The sequence below is a fragment of the Photorhabdus stackebrandtii genome, from assembly GCF_011189495.1.
In the GTDB taxonomy this organism is placed as follows: Bacteria; Pseudomonadota; Gammaproteobacteria; order Enterobacterales; family Enterobacteriaceae; genus Photorhabdus; species Photorhabdus khanii.
Map to the genome: position 1 here is coordinate 1 of NZ_PUJV01000040.1, position 22,796 is coordinate 22,796.

Here is a 22,796-nt window from a genome sequence, read left to right on the forward strand (position 1 = left end):
AGTTATGCCATGGGGAAGTTTAAAATCACAGACCGTTTCACGGTTTGTAACGATGTTGCAAAAATGAAAATTTATTGAGTTATTGACACGTGTTACTCATTTACGCAGGAATCCTTACGGTACCCCAAATTGATGTACATTACCATTACTATCCAATGCGTATCTTTTTTTACCACTTGCAACTGAATTGCCAAACAATTCGATCGAATTTTTAGGTTCAGTCCCGGCATTATGGTGATAACCTATTTGTCCTGGAGTATGTTTAGGGTTTGATTTATACACTAATCCATTATTAGTTGTCACAGGATCAGGAGCCGGTATAGCACTTCCCTTACCCCCTTTTGCGCCAGCTTTACTGATCCCTCCGGCAACCCCCGCAGACGCCGCAATCCCCGTCTGCCCCATAATCTTCACGATTTCCTGGGTCGTTTCTTCTGAGCCACCGGTGACTTGGGCACGATGGAGCACTAAATTGCGGGAGGCATCAATATTCGACATCGCACCCCGTAAATCAGCCCATTCCCGCACTTCTGCCGGCGTGAGGGAATCCAGTCCCTGCATTCTGGCTTTTTCCTGAATTTCGCTCATCCGGGCACTGTAATCACCCTGTAATGCTCGCAGCTCTTTGGCAACCGCAACACACTGGTCAGCTCCTGAACAAGTTGCTATCCGCGCCTGAACCCGGTCATATTCCTGCCGGGATTTATCCCTAACAGTCGCACGACAACTGCTATCTCCCTGACAATTGACCAGTTCTTCGCTCCTTGCGCGATTCTGGTCAACGCTTAAGTGATTATTCTCAACAACAACTTTATCTGTCGTGAAGTCTGACAACGAATCCGATTTTTTCTAAGGTACTCAACCAGTTACAACCTGTTTTTCCCTGTACGGTTTGACTCCTGGCCAATAACACCCCGATGCAACTTTTTAGCCTGATAAGCAACTTTTTCCTTCACCGGCTACTTTAGATCCCAGCTTTCTGGCTGGGTTCTAAAGTAGGAAATTTAAGTAAGGTTTTAATCTAATAGATTATTTGGTTTGCAATACAAGTATAGGCTGAATAAATTCGTCTAAAGAGTCAACATCAACGTATAATACTTCATTTTCTCTCATCATATGTAGTTTAATAACAGAATCGATTTCCCCTTCAAAGTCATCAAATACAAGAATAAGTTCGAATTTAAAAGAGGGAAGGTCTTGTTCCAGTTTAGTAATAATAAGAGAAGCGAATTTTAGAGCAATATCTATAATATTGTTTTCCAAATAGTCACTTAATCTTATTTCATTATAAAAACACTCCTCTTCTGTCTTATCAAAGAAATTTGCATGACCATTAATTCTATTTTCGCTTGACACACTAGCTACAGGGCATAGAGAAGAAAAAAATACACAACCATTTGAACTTACTGTGAATCCGAGATTTAAGAGTTCAGCAAGAACTTTTGGTATTACAATTTCTTCCTTGACATATCCATCTAAAAAACTAACCATTTTCTGATTGTATTTAATCATTTTTCCCCCAAATATTGTTTCATGCCCTTGTCTATTGCCTGCTTAAATTTCGGATCAGATAATAAGTTATTTACCGATGATGGTGCAGGTATTTTATTTTTTGAAGAATCAACACTATAAAACGAATTAGTAGATGGTTCGTAGTAATATTTGTTGTTTTTATTATCTTGATAGTGTATTTGTCCTGGTCTCTTCCCAGGGTTTGGATTTTCTACATCAATACGTTCTTTTCCAACTCCTTTCCATATAGTTTTACTAGAAGTTTGAACTCCATTTTGTCCTAGCATAGGGCCTTGATCAGTTGGTACGTTTTTTTCTTTTACCCCGCCCCTACTAATTCCTTTAGCAACTCCTGGAGCTGCTGAAATTCCCACTTGACCCATAATCTTCACGATTTCCTGGGTCGTCTCTTCTGAGCCGCCGGTAACTTGGGCACGATGGAGCACCAAATTCCGTGATGCATCAATATTCGACATCGCACCCCGTAAATCAGCCCATTCCCGCACTTCTGCCGGCGTGAGGGAATCCAGTCCCTGCATTCTGGCTTTTTCCTGAATTTCGCTCATCCGGGCACTGTAATCACCCTGTAATGCTCGCAGCTCTTTGGCAACTGCAACACACTGGTCAGCTCCTGAACAAGTTGCTATCCGCGCCTGAACCCGGTCATATTCCTGCCGGGATTTATCCCTAACAGTCGCACGACAACTGCTATCTCCCTGACAATTGACCAGTTCTTCGCTCCTTGCGCGATTCTGGTCAACGCTTAAGTGATTATTCTCAACTGCATTCTTCCCAGTCTGAGCACCCGTGATAACACTCCCGGTCGAATCACCCGCAATCCCGCCCGCCAGCCCGGCGGCCAGGGTAGAGAGGGTACTGATAGTTTGTTTCTGCTCTTCACTTAACTCACTGACCTTAACTTTATCTCCGTAAAGCTGCTTAATCAGGACCTGCGCCGCCAGCTCACCGGAAGCCGCGCCAGCTGCCCCTGCAAGGGCACTGCCACCACTGGCTTCAGCGGCAACGGCTCCCAAAATCGCATGGGCCAGTGTATTGGTCGCGATATCGACTTGATGGGTTTGCGGGTCAGTGGTCAGGTCTTTAATCACCCCGGCCAGATACGGTGAAGCCCCGCCTGCCAGCCCCTGTTTCAAGTCACCCCCGGCCAGCCCCTGGAGAGCCGCTGTTGTCGCCTGTAACGCTTTCTGATATTTACCTCCCGTCCCGAAGCCGGATTCATTCAGCGCCTGCGTGTAAGCGGTGTCGTAGAGTTGCTTTTTGATGTCATCCTCGGTCGGGTGGCGGTTGCCCGCTTTTACCCGCTTTTCTTTTGCCGCCGCTTTGTCTGATTCATGAATATTGGCGATTTTCTCCTTCGCCGCCTTCGTAGCGATTATCGCCCCTTCCGTACTGGCAATATCCCTTGCCTGCGCCCCGATTTCGCCTATCAGTTGCGCCTGTTTCAGCCGCTGCTGCTCTTTCTCTTTATCAAAGATAGGACTCAGGGCATTGCCGGCGTTATCAGTATCGCGGCTCAGGGTACGGATATCCTGCTGTTGAGCCGCCTTATCCCGGATAATCACCGTGCCGTCACTGACGGCCGCCTGAGTTGTACTTTCAGCATGACCCGCCTTGTTTGCGCCCACCAGGGTATTGGCCGCCAGATTGTTCAGTAACTGACTCCTCACCGGTCCACCGGTACTGAGTCCCGCGCTCTGGTGCTCGGTTTTGAAATCAGCCTGGTTGTGAATAGTCTTAAAGCCCAGGGTGCCGGTATCCAGCGTGTTGTTGGCTTTGTCTGCGGTGCTGGCAATGACCGCGCCGTCAAGCTGGGTGTGTTCACCCACGTTCACCTGATAGCCGCCTTTCCCCGCATACAGCCCGGTTTGCTCCTTTACGCTGTCAAAGTTGCTGTGGAGTTTGTCACGGCTGGCGCTGAGGCTTAAAGTCCCGCCCGGTTGCGGGCCAACCGTGACACTGGCTCCGGCGCTGGTGTTCTGCTGCTGACTGTCATAGCGGTTGCTGTCTTGTTCGCTACTGAGCGTCAGGTGACGTTTCACCTCGGCGGTAATCTGTTCGCCGCTGACTTGGGCCCCTTTGAGCGTGGCGTCCCGGCCACTGTTCAGGGTGACAGTCTGCCCCGCCTGTAACGTGGTGTTATTGTGACTGACACCGTTGCCGCTTTCACGGCCTTTGCCCTGATTGACGCTGGCCGAGACATTCAGGCCGGTGCCCCCCGGTCCCGCGGTCAGGCCCACGCCCAGTGAACTGCCGTGGCGGCTGTTTTTGCCGGTAGTCTGCTCGCTGTTCTGGCTGGAACGCAATTGGATGTCCCGGCTGGCATTGAGTTGCAGGTCTTTACCCGCCTGTAACCAGCTGCCCTGAATGCGGATATCCCCGTTCGGTCCTGATGAGCCTTTGCTCCCCCCGTTAGCCGTCATCGTGAGATTCTCTCCGGCGGTCAGGTGGCTGCCCTGTTGCGTGGTCTGGTGTTGCTGCTGCTCTGAACGGGCGGACTGGCTGCCGTAAGACAGGCTGAGGCCCACCACATTGTTATTGCTTTTGTCGTCACCGCCTTTGGCTTCCGCCAGCCGCGCCGCCTGAACCGCCTGCACACCACTGAGGGCCGCCTGGGTGTTCTGCAAGGCTTTAACCCGGCTGTCCTGCGTTTCCTGGGCCTCATGGGCCGTTTGCACCGCAGTGTTGATAGCCGAGCCTGCGGCCCCACTGAGCGCTAATGTCAGACCGCTCTGTTTTTGTTCAGTTTTGGTCAAGACCGTGTGATTGTTTTCTGCACTGGTGATATTGACGCTCTGACCGGTGAGGGTCAGGTCTTTACCGGCGACCACGTCACTGCCGTGAACCTGGAGCTGTTCTCCGGCGTTGAGCGTGACATTGCCCTGGCTGCTGCCCACGGTGCTGCCTTTGGTTAACTGGCTGTCACGGTCAGTGGTGGTTTTTTGGCTGGCTTTGCCTACAGTGAAGCCTATCCCCCCGGTGCCCATCAGACCGGATTTTTTCTCCTGCCGTAAATGGGTTTCCTGATGGGTTTCCGCTGCGGTGGTGACCGTGAGCTGATGACCGGCGTTTAGGCTGACATCCTGGGTGCCTGCCACATTGCTGCCGCTGATATGCAGGTCGTTACCGGCCTGGAGATTCACTTTATCGCCACTGAATGTGGTACTCAGTGCTTGCCGGTCATGCACTTCATCATGGGTTTCCACTGACGATTTCGACAGCCAGCCTTTGCTGGTTTGTTTACTGTGTTCCACTAAGTCTGAGGAGGCTATACCGGTTGTCAGCATCAGGTCATTTCCGGCCCGCGCCGTCAGGTGTTGACCGGCATTGACCTGCGCGGCGGTGGCCTTGAGGTCATGCCCGGCTTGCAGGGTCACATCACCTGCGCCGGTTATCTGGCTGCCGATATCCTGTTGTTGGGTCAGATGGCGGGTGTTACCGCCGCCCCAGTCGCCGCTTTCTGTGTGTTGCGTGTTTAAGGTCTCCAGCGTCAGGTCATGGCCTGCCGTTATCTCGGTGTGGCCGTCTTTACCGGCATTCTTCACCTCACTGGCGGTTAATTGCACATTGTTGATGGCGCTCAGCGATAAGGTGCCCTTATCGTTCCGCACATAAATCCCCGCCGGACGGTCCAGCCAACGGTTAGCTTCATCTCCGCGCACCGTCGATGCACTGGTGATATCGCGGCCTTTCAGGGTCACCCGGTCATTTCCCTGAATCTGGCCGCCCCGGTTAGTGAGAGTCTGTTGGGCAGTCAAATCGACTTTGCCTCCGCGAATAAAACCGTGGTTGGTCAGGTTGTTAGCGGTCAGTTGGGTGACGTCGCGTCCGCTGACTGTGCCGCTGTTGGTGATATCGCCCTGACTGTTGAGCGCCACGGTATTACCGGCCAGCAAGGCACCATCACTGCTTAGGTCGCCCTGACGGACTCGCGCATAAACCTGCGGCACGGTGACCACCTCGGCAGAACCATCCGGCAGGGTCACGGTTTGGTTAGTCAGCCAGATAATATCGGAGGTCAGCAACGCCATCTGCGCCGGGCTGAGGGCGACACCCGGCGTTAATTGTTGCTGTTTGCCAAAGGTGATACCCGCATCCATCAGGGCTTTAAACTGGGCTTCGTCGTTATTATAGCCGGACAGATAACGCTGGCCGGTCAGCTGGGTAATCTGCTCCCGCACCAGCCGCTGTTCATAGAACCCGTCGCCTAACCGTTTGTGCACTAACGCCGGGTCATGGGTGAGTTGTTGCTGCATGTAGTCCGAGCCCAGCCACTGTTTATACTGGGTGAATTTCGGGTCGGTCTCCACCAGATAGTGGCTGTCACTGCCCGGTTGTACGGTATACAGGCTGTTATCCGGTAATCGGGTATCGGGCGTGATAACGCGGATGACCGGGTCAACAGTGTGTCCTTTGACGATTTCCGGGGGCAACGTCAGTTCAAACGGCTGACCGGGCGGCAGGACTAAGGGCTGGCCGGGCGGCAAGACTAAAGGCGGGTCGGGCGGCAGGACCAAGGGCGGGGGGTTTATCCCGGCAACCGGTTTCACGGCGGTGGGGGCCTGTTGCACTTGCCCGGTCTGGCGGTCCGCTATTGGGATACCGGCGGCCTCTGGCTGGGTATGGTCCTGCCAGGCCAGGGCTTTTAGGTCAATCGTTTCTGTCACTGGAGCAGGGTCATAATTACTGCGACTTTTCCCCTGTGAAGTTTTGGTGCCGAGCCGGTGCCAGCGTTTGGTTTTTTTGGCATACCAGTGGGTCTGGCGACCTTTATCAGTGGTGATACGTTCGCCCTGAGTGGCAATATTGTGCAGCTTGCCAATTTCACCGCCTAGCGCACCGCCGGCCACAATTTGGCTATCGTGATTGGTGATCTGCGCACTGTTGAGCGTCATATTGCCCCCGGCCAGAATTTTACCGGGGTCACTCTGTTTGACCTGGGTTTCCTTGACAGTACGGGTGTATTGATATTCGTAAAAGTTATTACTGCGGCTGCCGTCCGGCATGATGGCATCGTGCACGCCGTATTTGTTGCGGTGGGAGGTGTCCACCTGTGACCAGTCATAGCGGGCAGTCTGTCCGCTCAATACCGCGTCGTGATGCGGCGATTTTTCCGTTTCGACGACCTGGGTGACCAACCCGGCGTTGGTGTTGTGAATCTGGTCAGCCTGAATCGTCAAATTGCGCCCGGCTTCCATCGTTGCCGCGTGATTATTGAGCTCCCTCGCCTGACGGGTCGCCGTCAGGGTATTATCCAACTGGCCGCCGATGCGCATGTCGCCCACGCTGTAAATCTGCGCATGATGCTGGTTGTTGAGCGTGCCGGTGCCGATATCCAGCCGGTCACGCGCCGCTATGACGGCGGCTTTGCCGTCCTGTGCGGTGTTATTCAGCGTGCCCGTCTGGAGGGCGAGCTGGTCCCCGTAAATGCGCCCGGTGCCCGTATTATTCAGGGTGTTGGCCGTGAGATGAGTCAGGTCACCGTCAATCAATCCGGTGTTATTCAGGGTATCGTGGACATTGATTTGCGTTTGTCCGGCGCTGATTTCGCCTGACGCGCTATGGGTGAGATTCTGTGCGTCAAGATGCAGCGCCTGACCCGCTTTTATCTGGCGGTCATTGAGAATATTGCCGGTCGTTTTCAGGGTCAGATTGCCATTGGCCGCGGTGTTGCCGGTATGGTGAAAATCCTCGGTTAACGTGACGGCCATATCGCCCTGCGATAACAGTTGGCCGTCACCACTCAGGGCCCCGGCGCTAATGTCAGCCTGTTTCCCGGCAATCAGGGTTCCCTGTCGATTGTGAATCACCAGATGCGGTTGCTGAGCCTCACTTTTGACCGTGAGCTGTCTGCCCGCAGAGACCAGCCCCTGGATATTATTCAACGTCTGGCTGATGTTCGCTTGCAGGTGGTGAGCGGCCCGTAAAGCGCCCCCGGTATTATCTGCCTGTTGGGCGTTTATCGTCAGATTTTGGGCTTCCACCCCGTTATCCGGCTGCGCCGTCTCGTGGTTAATCAGGTGAGCGGTGTTCAGGGTGAGTTGCTGACCACCCCGGATCAGGCCGTCGGTGTTGTCGGTTTTTTCCTGCACGTTAAGCGTGGCATCGCCCACCGCCTGTACCTGACCGTGACGATTGTCGAGCCGTTGGGTTTTCAGGTTGAGCCTGTCTGCCGACAACAATTTGCCGTCCCGGTTATCGGTCTGCGCCTGTCGGGTGTCGATAGCCAACAGTCCGCCTTGAAGGTGGCCCTGACGATTATCCAGCTGGCCGCTGGTCACGGTGGTGGTGTCATCACCCAGAATACGCCCCTGCTGGTTATCCAGTAACTGCCCGTCAGTATCCAGCGTCAGGGCGTCTGCGGATTGTAAGGTGCCTTCGCGGTTTATCAGTTGCCGGCTGTGAATGTCCAGTCCGCCATTCCCCGCTACCCTGCCGCCGGTGTTATCGATGTCGCCGGTGCGCAAGGTTAAATGCCCGCCACTCAACAACTGGCCCGCTTTTTGGTCGGTATTGTGGGTATTAGTCAGCCAATGGCCGTGGGTATCAATGGACATCTCGCGACCCGCCTGTAACAGCCCCGCCGTATTATCCAGCTGGCCGCTGGTAACCGTGGTGGCACCCTCACTCAGAATACGCCCCTGCTGGTTATCCAGTAACTGCCCGTTGGTATCCAGATCCAATGTGTCTGCGGATTGTAAGGTGCCCTCGTGGTTTATCAGTTGCCGGCTGTGAATGTCCAGCCCGCCATTCCCCGCTACCCTGCCGCCGGTGTTATCGATGTCGCCGGTGCGCAAGGTTAAATGCCCGCCACTCAACAACTGGCCCGCTTTTTGGTCGGTATTGCGGGTATTAGTCAGCCAATGGCCGTGGGTATCAATGGACATCTCGCGACCCGCCTGTAACAGCCCCGCCGTATTATCCAGCTGGCCGCTGGTGACCGTGGTGGTGCCCTCACTCAGAATACGCCCCTGCTGGTTATCCAGTAACTGCCCGTTGGTATCCAGCGTCAGGGCGTCTGCGGATTGTAAGGTGCCGTTGTGGTTGGTGAGTTGCCGGCTGTGAATGTCCAGTCCGCCATTGCCCGCTATCTGTCCCTGAGTATTATTGAGCGCGGCGCTGATCAACACGGTTTTGCCGTCCGCCACGATTATCCCGCCCGTGTTATCAACATCGCCGGTGCGCAGAGTTAACTGCCCGCCGCTTAACAACCGGCCTGCTTTTTGGTCGGCATTGCGGGTATTAGCGAGCCAATGGTCGTGAGTATCAATGTCCATCTCGCGCCCAGATTGTAACAACCCCGCCGTATTATCCAATTGACCACTGTTTACCGTCAGGGTGTCTTCGGCTATCACCTGTCCGGCGTTGTTGATGAAAGGATGACCGTGGGTCTGGCTGTTAATGTTTTGCGCCAGCAACACACCCTGCGTGTTATTCAGTGTCTGGCTGGTCGTGATCAGTCGGGTTTTGGCTTCAAGATGACCGTGGGCATTCTGAATGGCTTTGCCAACAGTGAGGGTGGTGCTGTCCCCGGTGGCAACAATGCTACCCTGACTATTATCCAGTTGGGCAGCCCTGAGCTGGAGTGCATTGCCCGCTTCCAGCTGGCCCGACTGATTGTCCAGGGTGTCTTTGATGGTCAATGCCAGCGTCCCTTTTTCGGCGGCCACGATGTGACCGTGACGATTATCGACGGTCGTTGCCTTCAGGTTCAGGTTACCGTTGCCGGCAATGGTGCCATTCTGGTTATCCAGTCGCCGGGTGGTGAGGGACAGGGTGTCTTTGCCCTGTTGTTGCATGACACCGCGTTGATGGCTCAGGGTGTCAGCGTTGATAGTCATCTGTCCGGCCTGAGTTTCAGCCTCGTTCAGTTGCAGGTCACCGGCCTGTATGGTCAGGGCACCATTGGTCAGCAGTTTGCCCTTATCACCCAACCACCGTTGGGTATTGAGTGACAGTTTCCCGTTGCCCGCCAGTTGCACGTGACCTTGAGTGTTATTCACCGTTTGCGCGGTCAGGCTCAGGTTATCCCCCTGACTGGCAATGTTGCCCTGCTGGTTGTTAAGCGTGTCAGTGGTTATCGTGAGCTGTTTGCCCCGGCTGAACAGGGTACCGCCACCGTTATTCAGGGTGCGCGTGTTAAGCGTCAGTTCACCGGGACCGGTCTGGTTAATTTTTCCCAGCTGGTTAGAGATATCAGGCGTAGTGAGGTGGATTTCCCGCGCCACCAGTTGGCCGCCGTCATTGTTAAACTGGCCCGGTGTTTTCGCCGTCAAACGGTTGGCGTTGACGGTGGCGTGAGCAGTACTTATTCCCGATTGACTGGCGGTGAGTTGAATCTGGCTGGCTGCGGTCTGACTACCGCTCAGATCAATCTGGCGGCTTTGAATGGCTAGCGTATCGGTCGCCAGATTTTTCCCGCCGGCCTGAACGTACTGTGCAGTCAGGGTCAGTGAACCAGGTCGGGTGGTGTTGCCGTTATCATCCAGCCCGGCGGCCCACACACTGTTATGGCTGCTGTGTATCGTGTCCGCGGTAACGGTGGTATCACCACGCGCTTCCACCCGGCCCTGATTATTCAGCGTCCCTTTGGCGTGTAAATTCACCGTCGATTGTGACAGCAATTTGCCTGTGTTCGAGATATTAGAGGAAGCGGTTAATTGCAACGCATCACGGCTGCTGAGGGTGCCATTGTTCCCAATCCACCCATCTGCGGTAATATGCACTTCACCCGCCGTCGCACCGATGTTACCGGCGTTATGCACCCCCACACCCGCTTCGGTGCCTATCAACCTAATTTTATGGGCATACATGCCGCCCAGTGCCGCTACATCCAACGCAAACTCCGGGGACTTTTTATTGTCAGCCGATTTTTTTTCAATTTGCTGGTGCGCGGCATCCACAATATTGCGCCCGGTGGTTACTTTCAGGTCCTGCGCATGTAATTTGGCGTTAATCGCGACGGAGCGGGCAATAATATCGGTGTAACTTTGCTGTGTGCTGTCCATGCCGTGCCCGTCAATCCGGACTTCCCCCTGATTGACATCAAAGCCTTTCAACCGGCCCTGTTCCATCAGCGCCTCGCCGGTGGTCAGCGTGGTACGATGCGCGTTGATAAAGCCACAGCCGTTGCAGGTGATACCGGCGGGGTTAGCGATAACCACTTCCGCTTTGCGGCCAGCCACTTCGATCCAACCATTGAGGTGACTGGGATCGCGACTGTTGACTTCATTGAGGATAATTTTCGCTTCCCCTCTGGCGAGCCAGGGGTTACCGGCCACCATCCCACCGAGTTGCGTCTGAGTGGTGTTAGCGCTGTTATTGAGGATAACACCCTGTTTATCCACATCAAACTGACGGTAGCTATTGTGGGAAACCCCATCAGCACTGGGTGTCTGGATATTGACCTGCGGTGTGCCATTGGCACTGTGAATGAGGGTCGGCTGTTGATGGCCCGGCGCCTGTCCATCCGCCACGATATTGGCCTGAGCCGTCAGCGATACACCGCCGAGGGCTAACAAGAGACTGAATCGTAACGCGGTGAGTCGGCAACGACACGACGGTAGAGATGGGCGACGAGTGCGGCACCCTGTTCGTCCTCGTCCGACACGCGCTATCTCTGCTACCACCATCCACATCTGGCGGGCCTGATTAAAGATAATACGATACAACTGCTTGTTCATGACGTTTGCTCCACTCACACGCTACACACGGGCAGCGTTGTTATTCTGAATCAGTACTGCCAATACAGGTTGAATCCGGCCGTGACGGGGGAAGTTTGGAAACCGGCGGGTTTGGACAGCGGAACACCGACAAACAGGTCGTAGCTCACCCCTTTCAGGCTGCCTCGCCAGCCCAGAGCACTGCCCGCCAGGTGTTTTCCGAGCAGAGCGTCACTGCCCCGTCCGCCCACTTCGCCATAGTCGATCCCCAGATACAGCGATTGCCCACGCAGCGGGGTTTGCCAGTCCAGTTCGTTCCGGCTGTACCAGCCCCGATCAGCGGATAAGGTCAACTCGCCATCAAAGCCGCGCACCGTCCAGCGGCCGCCAATCGAAAAGCGATCCTGGGGCGTCAATGGGCTGGCGCTTATCTGGCGTAGATACTGGGTTTGATAAGAAAAGGGCTGAGCAAACAGCGTTAACGGCCCGGCCAGCGTCGCCGAGAATTGGGTGATTTTAGGTAAAGCCGTCCCTTCATTGCGGTACTCTTCCGGTGCCGGTTGCGCGCCAAACCAGCGCATGCCCTGTTGGTAAGTGACTTTGATATCGAGAGTGGCATTGCCGATAGCGTGATGATGGGACAGCCCCAGCTTCCAGCCTGCGGTTTCCCGGCGCTGAACATCGATTTCGGTGTTGTCAATAAAATTGCGGGACGCCCGGCGATAAATTTCACCATTGAGCAACGTTTTCTGGTCAGCATTACGGTGCAGCACCCGACTGAGCTGGACCGCCAGATTTTGGCTTTTGCCCCGGTATTGAATCGCCTGATTCAGCCCGGCTATCGTCTGGGTATAATCGTAATGACTGGCCGTCACGCTCGTCATCCAGTAGCCAAATGGCAGTGAGTAATAGAGCGTGTCGTTTTGGCTGCCTTTCCCGGCAGACGCGTGAATATCGCGCCCACCGGAAAGATAAAACAGATCACTCAATGCCAGCGGGTTATCCAGAAAAAAGGTTAACCCACCTTGATAACGCCCGGTGCTTTTGGATCCGGTATCATCCAGATAAGTGGCAACTCGCCAGTGCCGTGACTGACGCCAGTCCAGTACAATATCACTCTCCCCTGGCTGTTCTGCCGGGACAATATTCATATCCACCTGCACGGTCGGGAAACGTTGCAAGTTTTCTAATCCTTGCTCAATGTCCCGTAAATCCAGCAGCTTGCCTTCACGCGCGGGGAATGGCGTGAGGTGTTGAATGTAATGGCCGCTGTCCGGGGTATAGCGGATATGCCGGATTTTGCCCGGGATCATCACCAGTTTTAAGGTTTGGGTATGCAGATCCTGACGAGGAGCCAGAACCCGGCTGGTGACATAGCCATGATTGATGAGCTGATCTTGCAATTGAGTCATCAGCCGGCTAATGCCTTTATCACCGAGGCAATGGTTTTCACCCTGTTGAGCGACACGCCTGAACGGTAACCAGTGCGGGAAATTTTCGGTGCCTGCCAGTCTGACGTGGGAGAGAGGAAAACACGGGGTTTCCACCGGAAAGGCGGATGACACCGCCTTTTCCGGCACAGACAAGCTAACATCCGCAGGGGGTGGCGCTAATTGAGCCTCCAGCGCTTGCTGACGTGCTTGTTGATGGATCAGTTGTTGGTCTGAGATGTCTGCGGCCTGACTGCCTGAGATCAGGCTACAAAAAACCGCAAACCCCCAAATACTGCTTTTCATTGTATTTTCATCCCACAATTTCGAAGCAATATTAACCCCCCATTGCACTTAGTGATCAATGTTTGTGGTTGATAATCAACTGAGCAACTAAATTGGGGGTTGATTAAATAAGATAATAACAAAAACAAGGTGTTATATTTTTATACAAAAAATAAACCAATGTTATTAAAATGTTACGAATCATATAAAAAACACATTAATATTAATCATTTAATAATTAATGGTAATAATTTCAAAATAGTTTTGTTTTTGTGATATATATCACATTTTTATTATTTTATTTCAGAATGAAATCACTTGTAATGTGATGATTGTCGTTAATTTGTGATGAAGTATTACCTTTTATGATTATGTTAGATGACTATTATTCAACAAAATTCCTTAGAATCCATGTGTAACTTTTTGAATTCTATGACAACATATATTTATTACATCGGCCTGGCTCTTATTCCAGTTTCATTCATCACAAAGTTAACTCAAATTATTCTGGAAAGAAAAAATCAGAATAAGCAGTAATCTCGGAGTCATGTTATTTTTGGTATATACCCGTAATCATTGAAGATGCTTGATTTTTCCCAAAATAAGGATCATGGTATCCGTCATGAAAATATTCATTACCGATGAACAGAAAGCCGAACTCGAACACCTCCATCACACCTGTCGTGATAAGAGGGAGTGTGATCGCATAAAAGCGGTTCTGCTGGCCTCTGAGGGCTGGAGTTCAATGATGATCGCTCAGGCCCTGCGTCTTCATGAAACGACCGTTAACCGTCATATCAGCGATGACCTTAATCATCGCAAACTGAAGCCTGAAAATGGCGGTTCTCAGAGCTATCTCAGCGAAACACAGGCTCAGGAACTTATCGCTTATCTGACGTCGGCTCTTCTGCCCACCACACAGGCTGTTATCCGTCTTGTCGAAGAATGGTGGGATATCAGTTACACCGTTCAAATGGCTGCACCACAATGGCTTCAGCTACAAAAAACCGACCGTCGTGCCGCACAAGTACAACGCGGAACAGCAACGGGACTTCATGGAAACTTACGGGAAACTGAAACAGGAAGCCGGAGACAATGAGCCCATCCTGTTTATTGATGGCGTCCATCCCACGCAGGGGACGAAACTCGCTTATGGCTGGATGCGCAAAGGCCAGAAAACCACAGTGAAAACAACGGACAACTATACCTGTCTGAACCTGATGGGTGCCCTGAATCTGGCCGATATCAGTAAAACAGGGGTACGCGAATATGACTGTATCAACAGTTATCACATTGCAGAGTTCTTCATTGCCATCCGTGAAATCTATCCGGCCAGTCAGAAGGTTCATATTATCCTTGACGGAACCGGTTACCACCAGAGTGGGCTGGTAAAAGACTGGGCTTATGTGATGAATAATGACAACTTCCAGGTTCTTAATCCTGCATCTTCAAGTTAAGCGGGATTTGTTCATTCAAGATTGTGAGTTAATATTGACTCTCACATAATGGTGAGTTATATTTAACTCAGTTAATTTTTTCCGTGGCGTCTGTATAAATGAGTAATCGCACACCAATGTTTCAAGCGGGCTATAACGCTGCCGTACATGGGCGCATGAGAATACCCGCCCATTGTCCTGTCTTTCAGGATTTTCTATCACAGATTGGCAATGGCAGTTGTATTCAGGAAGTGAGAGAGTGGATCCGTGGTTTCGAGACACGCATTGATGAAGTGTGCGAATTATTGCTGGAAAATGAAAGAACGGGCCAGTCATGAAAATCAACTTTTATCGTAACGGGAAAACACGCACTTCTATTACTATTCCTGATGCATTGGCCCGAACCTGGGCCAGTACGAGACCGAACATACAGACCGAATCAGAACTGACCGGCGCGTTAAAGATGGCTATCGAAGCTATCCATGAACCGACAGGACAATCCACCTTTCAGCAGTATGTGGAAAAGTTTCTGCTTTCAGACATACAAGAATTTATATCGGAACTTCAGTTAGAAATCGAACGTTTAAAAAATTATAAGGTTCCGAATTTAATTAAATATCAGTAATAATTAGCATAGGCGAAAAACAGCTAAAGTGAATACCGAAGCTGATTCGCCTATAAGGGGCGAAAGAATGCTTTATGTGAGCATTAGGAGTTAATACGCCCCGAAGCGGAGCATTACTTGTCTTTAGTCAGTAATGCGACTGAGAGCGATATAAAGTGCATCGGTATCCCCCCCATCCTGTTAAGCTTATCGAAATTTAACGCATTTTGAGAAGATGATTTGCCCCTTCTGGTGAGTGGTACTGCGAGTTAGCGGCCCGTAGGGACGCTTACGGGGGCAATAGTAGTGGTTTATCAGCATCGTTTTTTTGAGCGACTGCGGCGGAGCCGCTTGTAAGCGTATTTTATTACGCCTTCGATATGTGGATGAAACGGGAATTTCCCGTCGTCCGGTTCGAGCGGTACGCCGATGATATAGTCATCCACTGCAAGAGTCATGCGCAGGCAATGATGTTGCGTGGCAAGCTCAGAAAGCGTCTGGCTGAGTGTAAGCTGGAGATGACCTGGCGTAAATCGCGGCAATCTTCATTAATTTTCCCCTTTACACGCGGAACACTTCCGGCAATGTGCGCCTGTTCCGGAACCAGTATCCTGTAAACCTGCTCCAGCTTGACAGCCAAAAGACGATCAAACACCGGTTCAAGCTGAACACAGCGTATTGTCTCCCCCTCGCTCACCCGTTGCCATTGGCTTCGCCAATGAACACGAGCAATGCACGGGTAACCAGATTGCTGATCGTTGTACCTTCGGCTAATGCGCGGGATCGAACTGAAGCAACCAGACCCGGCGGTAACTTATGAGATCATTCGTTCGAAGATAAAACGGTGAGTTCTCTATTACCGATGTTGTTTACTATGCATGAAAAAGCGAGTGGTGAATATCATCGTAGGGCTTTGAAAAACGAAATAAAATAGCCTTGTCGAATGAAACCGGAAAATTTTTGGATGGTTTTCCGGTTTAAAGGCATAAATTATCTCCGACAGGGTGTTCGATACTATCGGTATTCATCGGGGTCGATTTTTCCTTTTCCCAGGGCTTGAACTGATACCGGGATGTCGTCACCGGGCACTTTGCACGGCATCAGCACGTACTGACGAGTTCGCTGACCGTCCCTGATCAGCGACCCAGCGTGGTGCGGCCGTATATCTCAGACTGATGGTACAACTGGGGCTTATATTTTGGCGTTGAATACAATATCGCCTATAACAGCCAAATATACTGTTTACTACAAAGAAGCTGTAGATGCCACCATAACGGAGTGTCCGGGGATTGCCAATACAAAAAGGCTGATTGTTCAGTCACCCAGAATATTGAGGGCCACTTTTGCCTCGATCAGCACGCTCAAGAAAGTATTGAATGCCATCTGGGGTGGGGGCTTCTGTCCAGCCAGTTGCCAACCATTTTTTCATTAACATCGCTGAGTAAGCCCCGGAGACAAGTGAGACTGAGTTGTTGCGGATTGGTAGGATGGCATATTGGGCATCTTCCCGTATTTTGAGGAAAAGAAAACAATGCGTCATCATAACGTAACCGATATTACGGTTGTAGTACTCAGTTTCCACATAGCTTAAGTATAATTCTCACTAACCCCGATTAATTTCTTTAAATTTTTGGATAGTGTGTTTGATGGCTTGCTCTGTTGGCAAACGCTCCATTGCACTAGCACCATAGAATCCATGACAATCGGGGCAATGAGCCAAAATATAGGCTACATCTTCCGGTTCCGAAATTGGGCCACCATGGCACAAAATAATAATGTCATTTCGGACAGTTTTAGCTGCCGAAGCACAAGCATTAACAATTGGTATACAAGATTTCAGATCATATGATGTATTAGCACTAATATCGCCGCTAGTGGTTAGCCCCAGATGTACGACGATGATATCAGCACCTGCTTGTGCCATAGCCTCAGCCTCTTTTACATTGAAAACATAAGGAGTGGTAATCATTTCCTTTTCATGTGCCAGGCGGATTAGCCTCACCTCTAGTGCATAGCCCATGCCTGTTTCTTCCAGGTTTTTTCTGAACTTTCCATCAATAAGCCCTACTGTTGGGAAGTTCTGAATACCAGAAAAACCTTGTGCCTTCAGTTCATCCAGGAAAAGAGATAAATTACAGAATGGATCAGTACCACAGACACCCGCCAATACAGGAGTTTCCTTGACTATTGGCAATATCTCATTACCCATTTCTCTGACAATTTCGTTTGCATTACCGTATGGCATTAATCCGGCCAATGATCCTCTGCCAGCCATTCTGAAGCGTCCAGAATTATATACGATAATGAGGTCTGCCCCTCCGGCTTCCTCGCAACGTGCCGAAAGACCCGTGCCTGCACTCGCTCCAATAATAGTTTCGTTACGTTCGACTTTTTGTTTTATAGTTTCAATAATCTGATTATATTTTTTCTTCATAAGAAATTCCCTGGTGTTCTACAATTTCCTTGAATTGTTGTATTACAAGAGCACAAAATTGTGGTGAATTGATGTGAAAAGGTGTTTTTATAACTTTTCGCAATTCTGTTTGTTTTATTGTTTTTTTTAGTCCATGACAGAAAGCTTGCGTTGATGCAGGTAAATAAAAAGGTTGTTCAGGGCAATCTAGCGCAGAGAATCCGCCTTCTGGAATAATGAATTGAATAGGTCCATTACACTTATTAAGTTTGTTCCCTATCCAGATACCAAGCTGATAGTTTTCTTCAGGTGTGGTTCGCATCAATGTTACCTGAGAATTATGTTCGACAAATAGCCTATTGCTGTAGCGTTCTGGAACCGTGTCCTTTGCACCAAAGTTAACCATGTCCAAAGCACCAGCACTGCCGATCCACGGAATGCTTTTTTTTGCAATGACGTCTAAACGTGTGTCAGGACAACCTAAAACACCCCCAAATAACAGATCGGCAATTTCTGTTAATGTAATATCCAAAACACAAACCAATTCGCCGTCCTTAGCCAATTTCTCCATGCTTGTTCCACCATTGCCGGTAGCATGAAAAACCAGGCAATCGTATTGAGTATTTAACTCAGCAGTGAGCTGATTAATACACGGAGTCGTCATACCAAACATCGTCAACCCTAAAGCGGGTTTATTCATATCAGCCAATGGCGTAAAATAATTGACAGAGCCCGCCATCATATTTGCAGCATTAGACAATACGGAACGAGAAATACGGTTTAGTCCGTTGAGATCGGTTATCGTATAAAGCATGGCAATATCGCTGGCCCTCACGTAGGCTGAGACATTCCCTGACGCCATAGTGGATACCATGATTTTAGGCAAGCCGATTGGCAGGCTTTGCATAGCCGGAGTAATCAGCGCCGTTCCGCCTGAGCCGCCGATACCAATCACCCCCGCGATATCGTCGATTGAACTGTTCAGGAAAGTCGTGAGGGCGACAGACATCGCTGTTATCGCTTTATTCCGCACGTCACAAAAAACGGAGTCAGCGCCAGCGGGATGATACTCAGCCACCTGAAGTGAATGAATATCGACCTTTTTATTCTGATGATTTTTCCCAGGAATTGATGTAGACACATCAATGATGATTGAATCCACTCCTGCGAGGTGTAAACAACATTTCAACCAGACCAGCTCGTCCAGTTTTGTGTCTGCCGTGCCAACGACAACCACAAATCGCGTCATAGTGTTCACCCCATGTGGCATACCTATTCAAAGACAAATGTAAACCTATTGTAATATTTTACAACATGCAAGTTATTTTCTATCATTAGTGATATTTATTACTGTGAATGCTATACGGCTAAAATTTTAAGGGGGTTAAATGATTCTGTTTGATAAAGAAAAGCTGTCACCAGTCCGGCGTCGTACCCTGGAACGTATTACTCATTCAGCGCTGAAGTTATACGGTGAAAAAAAATTTCCGTCTCCTGAAGAGATTGCCAGTGAAGCTGAATATGCGAAGGTCACGTTGCGCAGCTACTTTTCAACCCACAGTGATTTTGTAGAGTATGTTGTAAAACAAGTCATTGGGTCATTCGTTGTCCCCCCTATGGGCAATGATGTAGAGGAAAATATTGAGAAATTATTAAGATGGGGTTATGAAGAAATAGAAGCCAATGAGGCACTGATGAGGGATGCTTTACGCATTTCTCAGTTACGCTGGCAGGAATCTTTATCCGGTGAAGATAACCACAAACGACCTGTTTTAAAGAAAAAAAGTAACCGTAAAGAGACACTTTCTGCGGCGTTAGCGCCTCTAAAAGGTCAGCTTAAAGATGACACAATACATAAGATTATTATGTTGATTTCAGTTTTATATGGTACAGAGGCTATGACTATTCTGAAAGATACTTTTTGTTTAGAAAATGATGAAATTATCAACTTAACGAGTTGGGCCGCAAAGTTGATTGTTCGGCAGGCCATTAATGAGGAGCTAAAATAATCAGAAGACCATTTTTTAACATAAGGGTAAAAAAACCGGGCATAAGGCCCGGTAGAAGTTTCTTTTGGTGCCGATATCTTCTGCCACCAATCTTCTGATTAGATATAATTTGAGTTCTGGATAAAAAAATTGAACTAAATGCCTGTTCGAAAAACAGAGTTTTCGGCCAAGAAAATTAAAGTGATTATATAAAGGTCATACCATCTGTCTCTTCGCAGACGCTGACAAAGGTGGTGAACAAGCGGCCCTTCTGTACAGTCTTATCGGTACATGTCGGCTAAATAAAGTGGAGCCCGAGGTCTGGCTACGCCATGTCATCAGTCATATCGCGGGTTGGCCTGCAAACCGGATGCATGAACTGGTCGCTCTCACTTCTTAGCCACCGTCAATACGGTCTGAATGCGCCTTTTACATAGAGGGAGCGGGAGTATTTTAATATTCATCACTGTCAATAAATCAGAGTCATTACCAAAGAAAGCGCTACCGACCTTGATTAAGAGGTATAAATAAAGGTTCAAAGGTAGCGCTTAAATTATATTTACAACTTTCTTATATAAATTTTTAAAAGAGTTTTAACCAACCCTGGATTATGAATAACATCAACATCTTTTTCCTCATTATATGCGACAAGGATACGATAAAATTCTTGATTTATATCACACGTCAATGTAATAAGACCCGATAAGGGTTATAAACATTCTTTAGCTACTTTTTCAAGGATCACCTCATATAAAGATATTGCCAGAACTGATATATGCATAGCTTGATCTAATGAAACCTATTTTTTATAGTGCCCCTCTGAATACATAAAAATCATAGTGGATTTAAATTAGGACTGGATAGCATATCGGCTATTATCATGAGCTCTGTTATTCAAATAATTTCGAAAATTTCACTTAATGAGAACCCCATTCTTATTAAAATATCGACTAGGCCAAATTTCTGAAGGATGTACTCCTAGTCTGTCCGCAATAATCCTCTCCCCTTTAGGCCAACGGCGTATTAATGCATTAGATAGTGTCGATGGGCTCAGTCCCGATTCCCTTGATAATGCGGCAAGTGTTGTGCCGCGTTTACGCAATGCAGCAATAATATCTGCCGGATGCCAGTCATTTTGAGTCGTTATCATCTCTGTTTACTTCCCCTAATTGATTTATGGTAGGATGCATGAATCAGTGTTCATTTCCGGCAAGCAAAACCAAAACCTCTCCCGCCAGAACCGCCATGAAAAGGCTAATAACAGACATATCGGCAAAAAATTTCTTACCAATGTCCATGAACACAGGACCATGATTCCTGGTTATTTATCAGATTACTATTACTAAAAAACGTCCTTGTCATTCATGCCCATTACTGTTTCAAGTAATGTTTTGCGTTATTACCCTGCCAAAATAATTTTCATTTTGATTCCGAAAAGTTTTTCACTTTATTATGAGATAAGCTGGGATTATTGGTGAATTTTAAGGACAAGACTAAAGCTGAGCATCTTTGTTCAAAGTGAACAATGTTTTTATGCCCTGAAGTACATGAACTTCCAATCCCAAAAATATCGGCTAATTCCGATGGTTTCATCAATGGATCTCGCCTGAGCCGTTTTAAAATTTCTTTCTGATTATCTGACATATCAAATCATTAAAACCCTTATTCTCACATGGATATTTTTATTTCATTGATGATCAACAGTAAAGATAGTTTTTTATTTTAATTAGATTAAAAAATGCGTTCAGCTTGTTGCCACGCTTTATTTATTATTAATTTAGGTTCAACGATCAAACTTAATTCGCAGGTAATAATCTGAACAACAGCCAAATAATCTTTAATGTTAGTCTGGTTAATGCCCGGAGTCGTCACACAAAACATCGTCAACCCTAAAGTGGGTTTATGAATATTAGCCAACGGCGTAAAATAATTGACAGAGCCCGCCATCATATTTGCAGCATTAGACAAGACTGAACGAGAAATACGGTTTAGTCCGTTGAGATCGGTTACCGTATACAGCATGGCAATATCGCTTGCCCTAACGTAGGCTGAGGTATTCCCTGATGCCATCGTTGATACCATGATTTTAGGCAAACCGATCGGCAGGCTTTGCATAGCCGGAGTAATCATTTCTGTTCCGCCTGAGCCGCCGATACCAATCACTCCCGCGATATCGTCGATTGAACTGTTCAGGAAAGTCGTGAGGGCGACAGACATTACTGTTATCGCTTTATTCCACACGCCACAAAAAACGGGATCAGCGCCGGCGGGATGATATTCAGCCACCTGAAGTGACTTTTTATTCTGATGATTTTTCCCTAGAATTGATGTAGACACATCAATGATGATTGAATCCACTCCTGCGAGGAGCAAACAACATTTCAACCAGACCAGCTCGTCCAGTTTTGTGTCTGCTGTGCCAACAACAACCACAAATCGCGTCATAGTGTTCACCCCATGTGGCATACTTAGTTCAAAGACAAATGTAAACCTATTGTAATATTTTACAACATGCAAGTTATTTTTTATCATTAGTGATATTTTTTATTGTGAATGCTATACGGTTAAAATTTTAAGGGGTTTAAATGATTCTGTTTGATAAAGAAAATCTGTCACCAGTTCGGCGTCGTACCCTGGAACGTATCACCCATTCAGCTCTGAAGTTATATCGTGAAAAAAAATTTCCGTCTCCTGAAGAGATTGCTAATGAAGCTGAATATGCGAAGGTCACGTTGCGCAGCTACTTTTCAACCCACAGTGATTTTGTAGAGTATGTTGTAAAACAAGTCATTGGATCATTCGTTATCCCCCCTATGGGCAATGATGCAGAGGAAAATATTGAGAAATTATTAAGATGGGGTTATGAAGAGATAGAAGCCAATGAGGCACTGATGAGGGATGCTTTACGCATTTCTCAGTTACGCTGGCAGGAATCTTTATCCGGTGAAGATAACCACAAACGACCTGTTTTGAAGAAAAAAAGTAACCGTAAAGAGACACTTTCTGCGGCGTTAGCGCCTCTAAAAGGTCAGCTCAAAGATGACACAACACATAAGATTATTATGTTGATTTCAGTTTTATATGGTACAGAGGCTATGACTATTCTGAAAGATACTTTTTGTTTAGAAAATGATGAAATCATCAATTTAACGAGTTGGGCCGCAAAGTTGATTGTTCGGCAGGCCATTAATGAGGAGTTAAAATAATCAGAAGACTATTAGGGTAAAAAAACCGGGCATGAGGCCTAATGCCGATCAGTTAAGGATCAGTTGACCGATCCCGTGGTTATGTAAGAATCCGTAATTTATAACGATTACGGATTTTTTTTATGGTGCGCCGAGCATGGCGCGTAGCGCCTTGATTGGCGCTGTTAGTTAACCGTGGTGGTTAACCGACGACTTGGAGGTGAAAGTCCTCTACACACCCGGCAAGGGGAAGTGTTAGCTGA

At 48.7% G+C, this 22,796-nt stretch carries 13 protein-coding genes and 4 pseudogenes; 6 read left to right on the top strand and 11 right to left on the bottom strand.

Features of this window, described 5'->3' with window-relative positions:
• Positions 1-114 precede the first annotated feature (114 nt).
• The 5 genes and pseudogenes from C5470_RS20045 to C5470_RS20060 form a co-directional block, all read right to left on the bottom strand.
• Positions 115-834, bottom strand: a complete 720-nt coding sequence (locus tag C5470_RS20045; protein WP_242688163.1) for a hemolysin/hemagglutinin-like protein HecA precursor — start codon at positions 832-834, stop codon at positions 115-117.
• A gap of 195 nt (positions 835-1,029) precedes the next feature.
• Complete coding sequence (locus tag C5470_RS20050; RefSeq protein ID WP_139657238.1) at positions 1,030-1,512, bottom strand: hypothetical protein; 483 nt, start codon at positions 1,510-1,512, stop codon at positions 1,030-1,032.
• Positions 1,513-2,270: 758 nt separating this feature from the next.
• A pseudogene (locus tag C5470_RS20055) lies at positions 2,271-8,135 on the bottom strand (hemagglutinin repeat-containing protein); the annotation flags it as partial.
• A 150-nt stretch (positions 8,136-8,285) separates the two neighbouring features.
• A pseudogene (locus tag C5470_RS23860) lies at positions 8,286-11,213 on the bottom strand (two-partner secretion domain-containing protein); the annotation flags it as partial.
• Between the two features lie 50 nt (positions 11,214-11,263).
• Complete coding sequence (locus C5470_RS20060) at positions 11,264-12,928, bottom strand: ShlB/FhaC/HecB family hemolysin secretion/activation protein (protein WP_166291475.1); 1,665 nt, start codon at positions 12,926-12,928, stop codon at positions 11,264-11,266.
• A 601-nt stretch (positions 12,929-13,529) separates the two neighbouring features.
• Between C5470_RS20060 and C5470_RS20065 the strand changes: the two are divergent.
• The 3 genes and pseudogenes from C5470_RS20065 to C5470_RS20075 form a co-directional block, all read left to right on the top strand.
• A pseudogene (locus C5470_RS20065) lies at positions 13,530-14,322 on the top strand (IS630 family transposase); the annotation flags it as partial.
• Between the two features lie 140 nt (positions 14,323-14,462).
• Positions 14,463-14,681, top strand: a complete 219-nt coding sequence (locus tag C5470_RS20070) for a hypothetical protein (protein WP_166291477.1) — start codon at positions 14,463-14,465, stop codon at positions 14,679-14,681.
• On the top strand, positions 14,678-14,968 hold the full coding sequence (locus C5470_RS20075) for a hypothetical protein (RefSeq protein WP_166291479.1): 291 nt from the start codon (positions 14,678-14,680) through the stop codon (positions 14,966-14,968). Before C5470_RS20070 ends, C5470_RS20075 begins: the two co-directional genes overlap by 4 nt.
• Before the next feature lie 433 nt (positions 14,969-15,401).
• Here the strand turns inward: C5470_RS20075 and C5470_RS20080 are convergent, their stop codons facing one another.
• The 4 genes from C5470_RS20080 to C5470_RS20095 all read right to left on the bottom strand — a co-directional run bounded on the left by C5470_RS20080 (position 15,402) and on the right by C5470_RS20095 (position 18,609).
• Entirely contained in the window at positions 15,402-15,644 is a 243-nt protein-coding gene (locus C5470_RS20080; RefSeq protein WP_166291481.1) for a hypothetical protein, read from the bottom strand.
• A gap of 621 nt (positions 15,645-16,265) precedes the next feature.
• Entirely contained in the window at positions 16,266-16,529 is a 264-nt protein-coding gene (locus C5470_RS20085) for a hypothetical protein (RefSeq protein ID WP_166291483.1), read from the bottom strand.
• Positions 16,530-16,550: 21 nt separating this feature from the next.
• The gene (locus C5470_RS20090; protein WP_166291485.1) at positions 16,551-17,381 is read right to left on the bottom strand and encodes a phosphoenolpyruvate hydrolase family protein; all 831 of its coding nucleotides are present in this window, start codon (positions 17,379-17,381) and stop codon (positions 16,551-16,553) included.
• Positions 17,365-18,609, bottom strand: coding sequence for a Tm-1-like ATP-binding domain-containing protein (locus tag C5470_RS20095; RefSeq protein ID WP_166291487.1), 1,245 nt, complete (start codon positions 18,607-18,609; stop codon positions 17,365-17,367). The genes C5470_RS20090 and C5470_RS20095 overlap by 17 nt, the downstream gene beginning before the upstream one ends.
• 139 nt (positions 18,610-18,748) lie before the next feature.
• On the opposite strand from C5470_RS20095, the gene C5470_RS20100 reads away from it, so the two are divergent.
• Positions 18,749-19,369 (top strand): TetR/AcrR family transcriptional regulator, encoded by a 621-nt coding sequence (locus tag C5470_RS20100; RefSeq protein ID WP_166291489.1) that lies wholly within the window; start codon positions 18,749-18,751, stop codon positions 19,367-19,369.
• A 208-nt stretch (positions 19,370-19,577) separates the two neighbouring features.
• Positions 19,578-19,748: pseudogene (locus C5470_RS20105) on the top strand (transposase domain-containing protein); the annotation flags it as partial.
• 513 nt (positions 19,749-20,261) lie between these two features.
• Here C5470_RS20105 and C5470_RS20110 read toward each other — a convergent pair.
• On the bottom strand, positions 20,262-20,498 hold the full coding sequence (locus tag C5470_RS20110; protein ID WP_021326817.1) for a helix-turn-helix domain-containing protein: 237 nt from the start codon (positions 20,496-20,498) through the stop codon (positions 20,262-20,264).
• Positions 20,499-21,079: 581 nt separating this feature from the next.
• Positions 21,080-21,793 carry a Tm-1-like ATP-binding domain-containing protein gene (locus C5470_RS20115; protein WP_242688167.1) on the bottom strand — a complete coding sequence of 238 codons (714 nt, stop codon included), beginning with the start codon at positions 21,791-21,793 and terminating at the stop codon, positions 21,080-21,082.
• A 140-nt stretch (positions 21,794-21,933) separates the two neighbouring features.
• Between C5470_RS20115 and C5470_RS20120 the strand changes: the two genes are divergently transcribed.
• Positions 21,934-22,554 (top strand): TetR/AcrR family transcriptional regulator, encoded by a 621-nt coding sequence (locus tag C5470_RS20120; RefSeq protein WP_166291491.1) that lies wholly within the window; start codon positions 21,934-21,936, stop codon positions 22,552-22,554.
• The last annotated feature ends 242 nt before the right edge of the window (positions 22,555-22,796 follow it).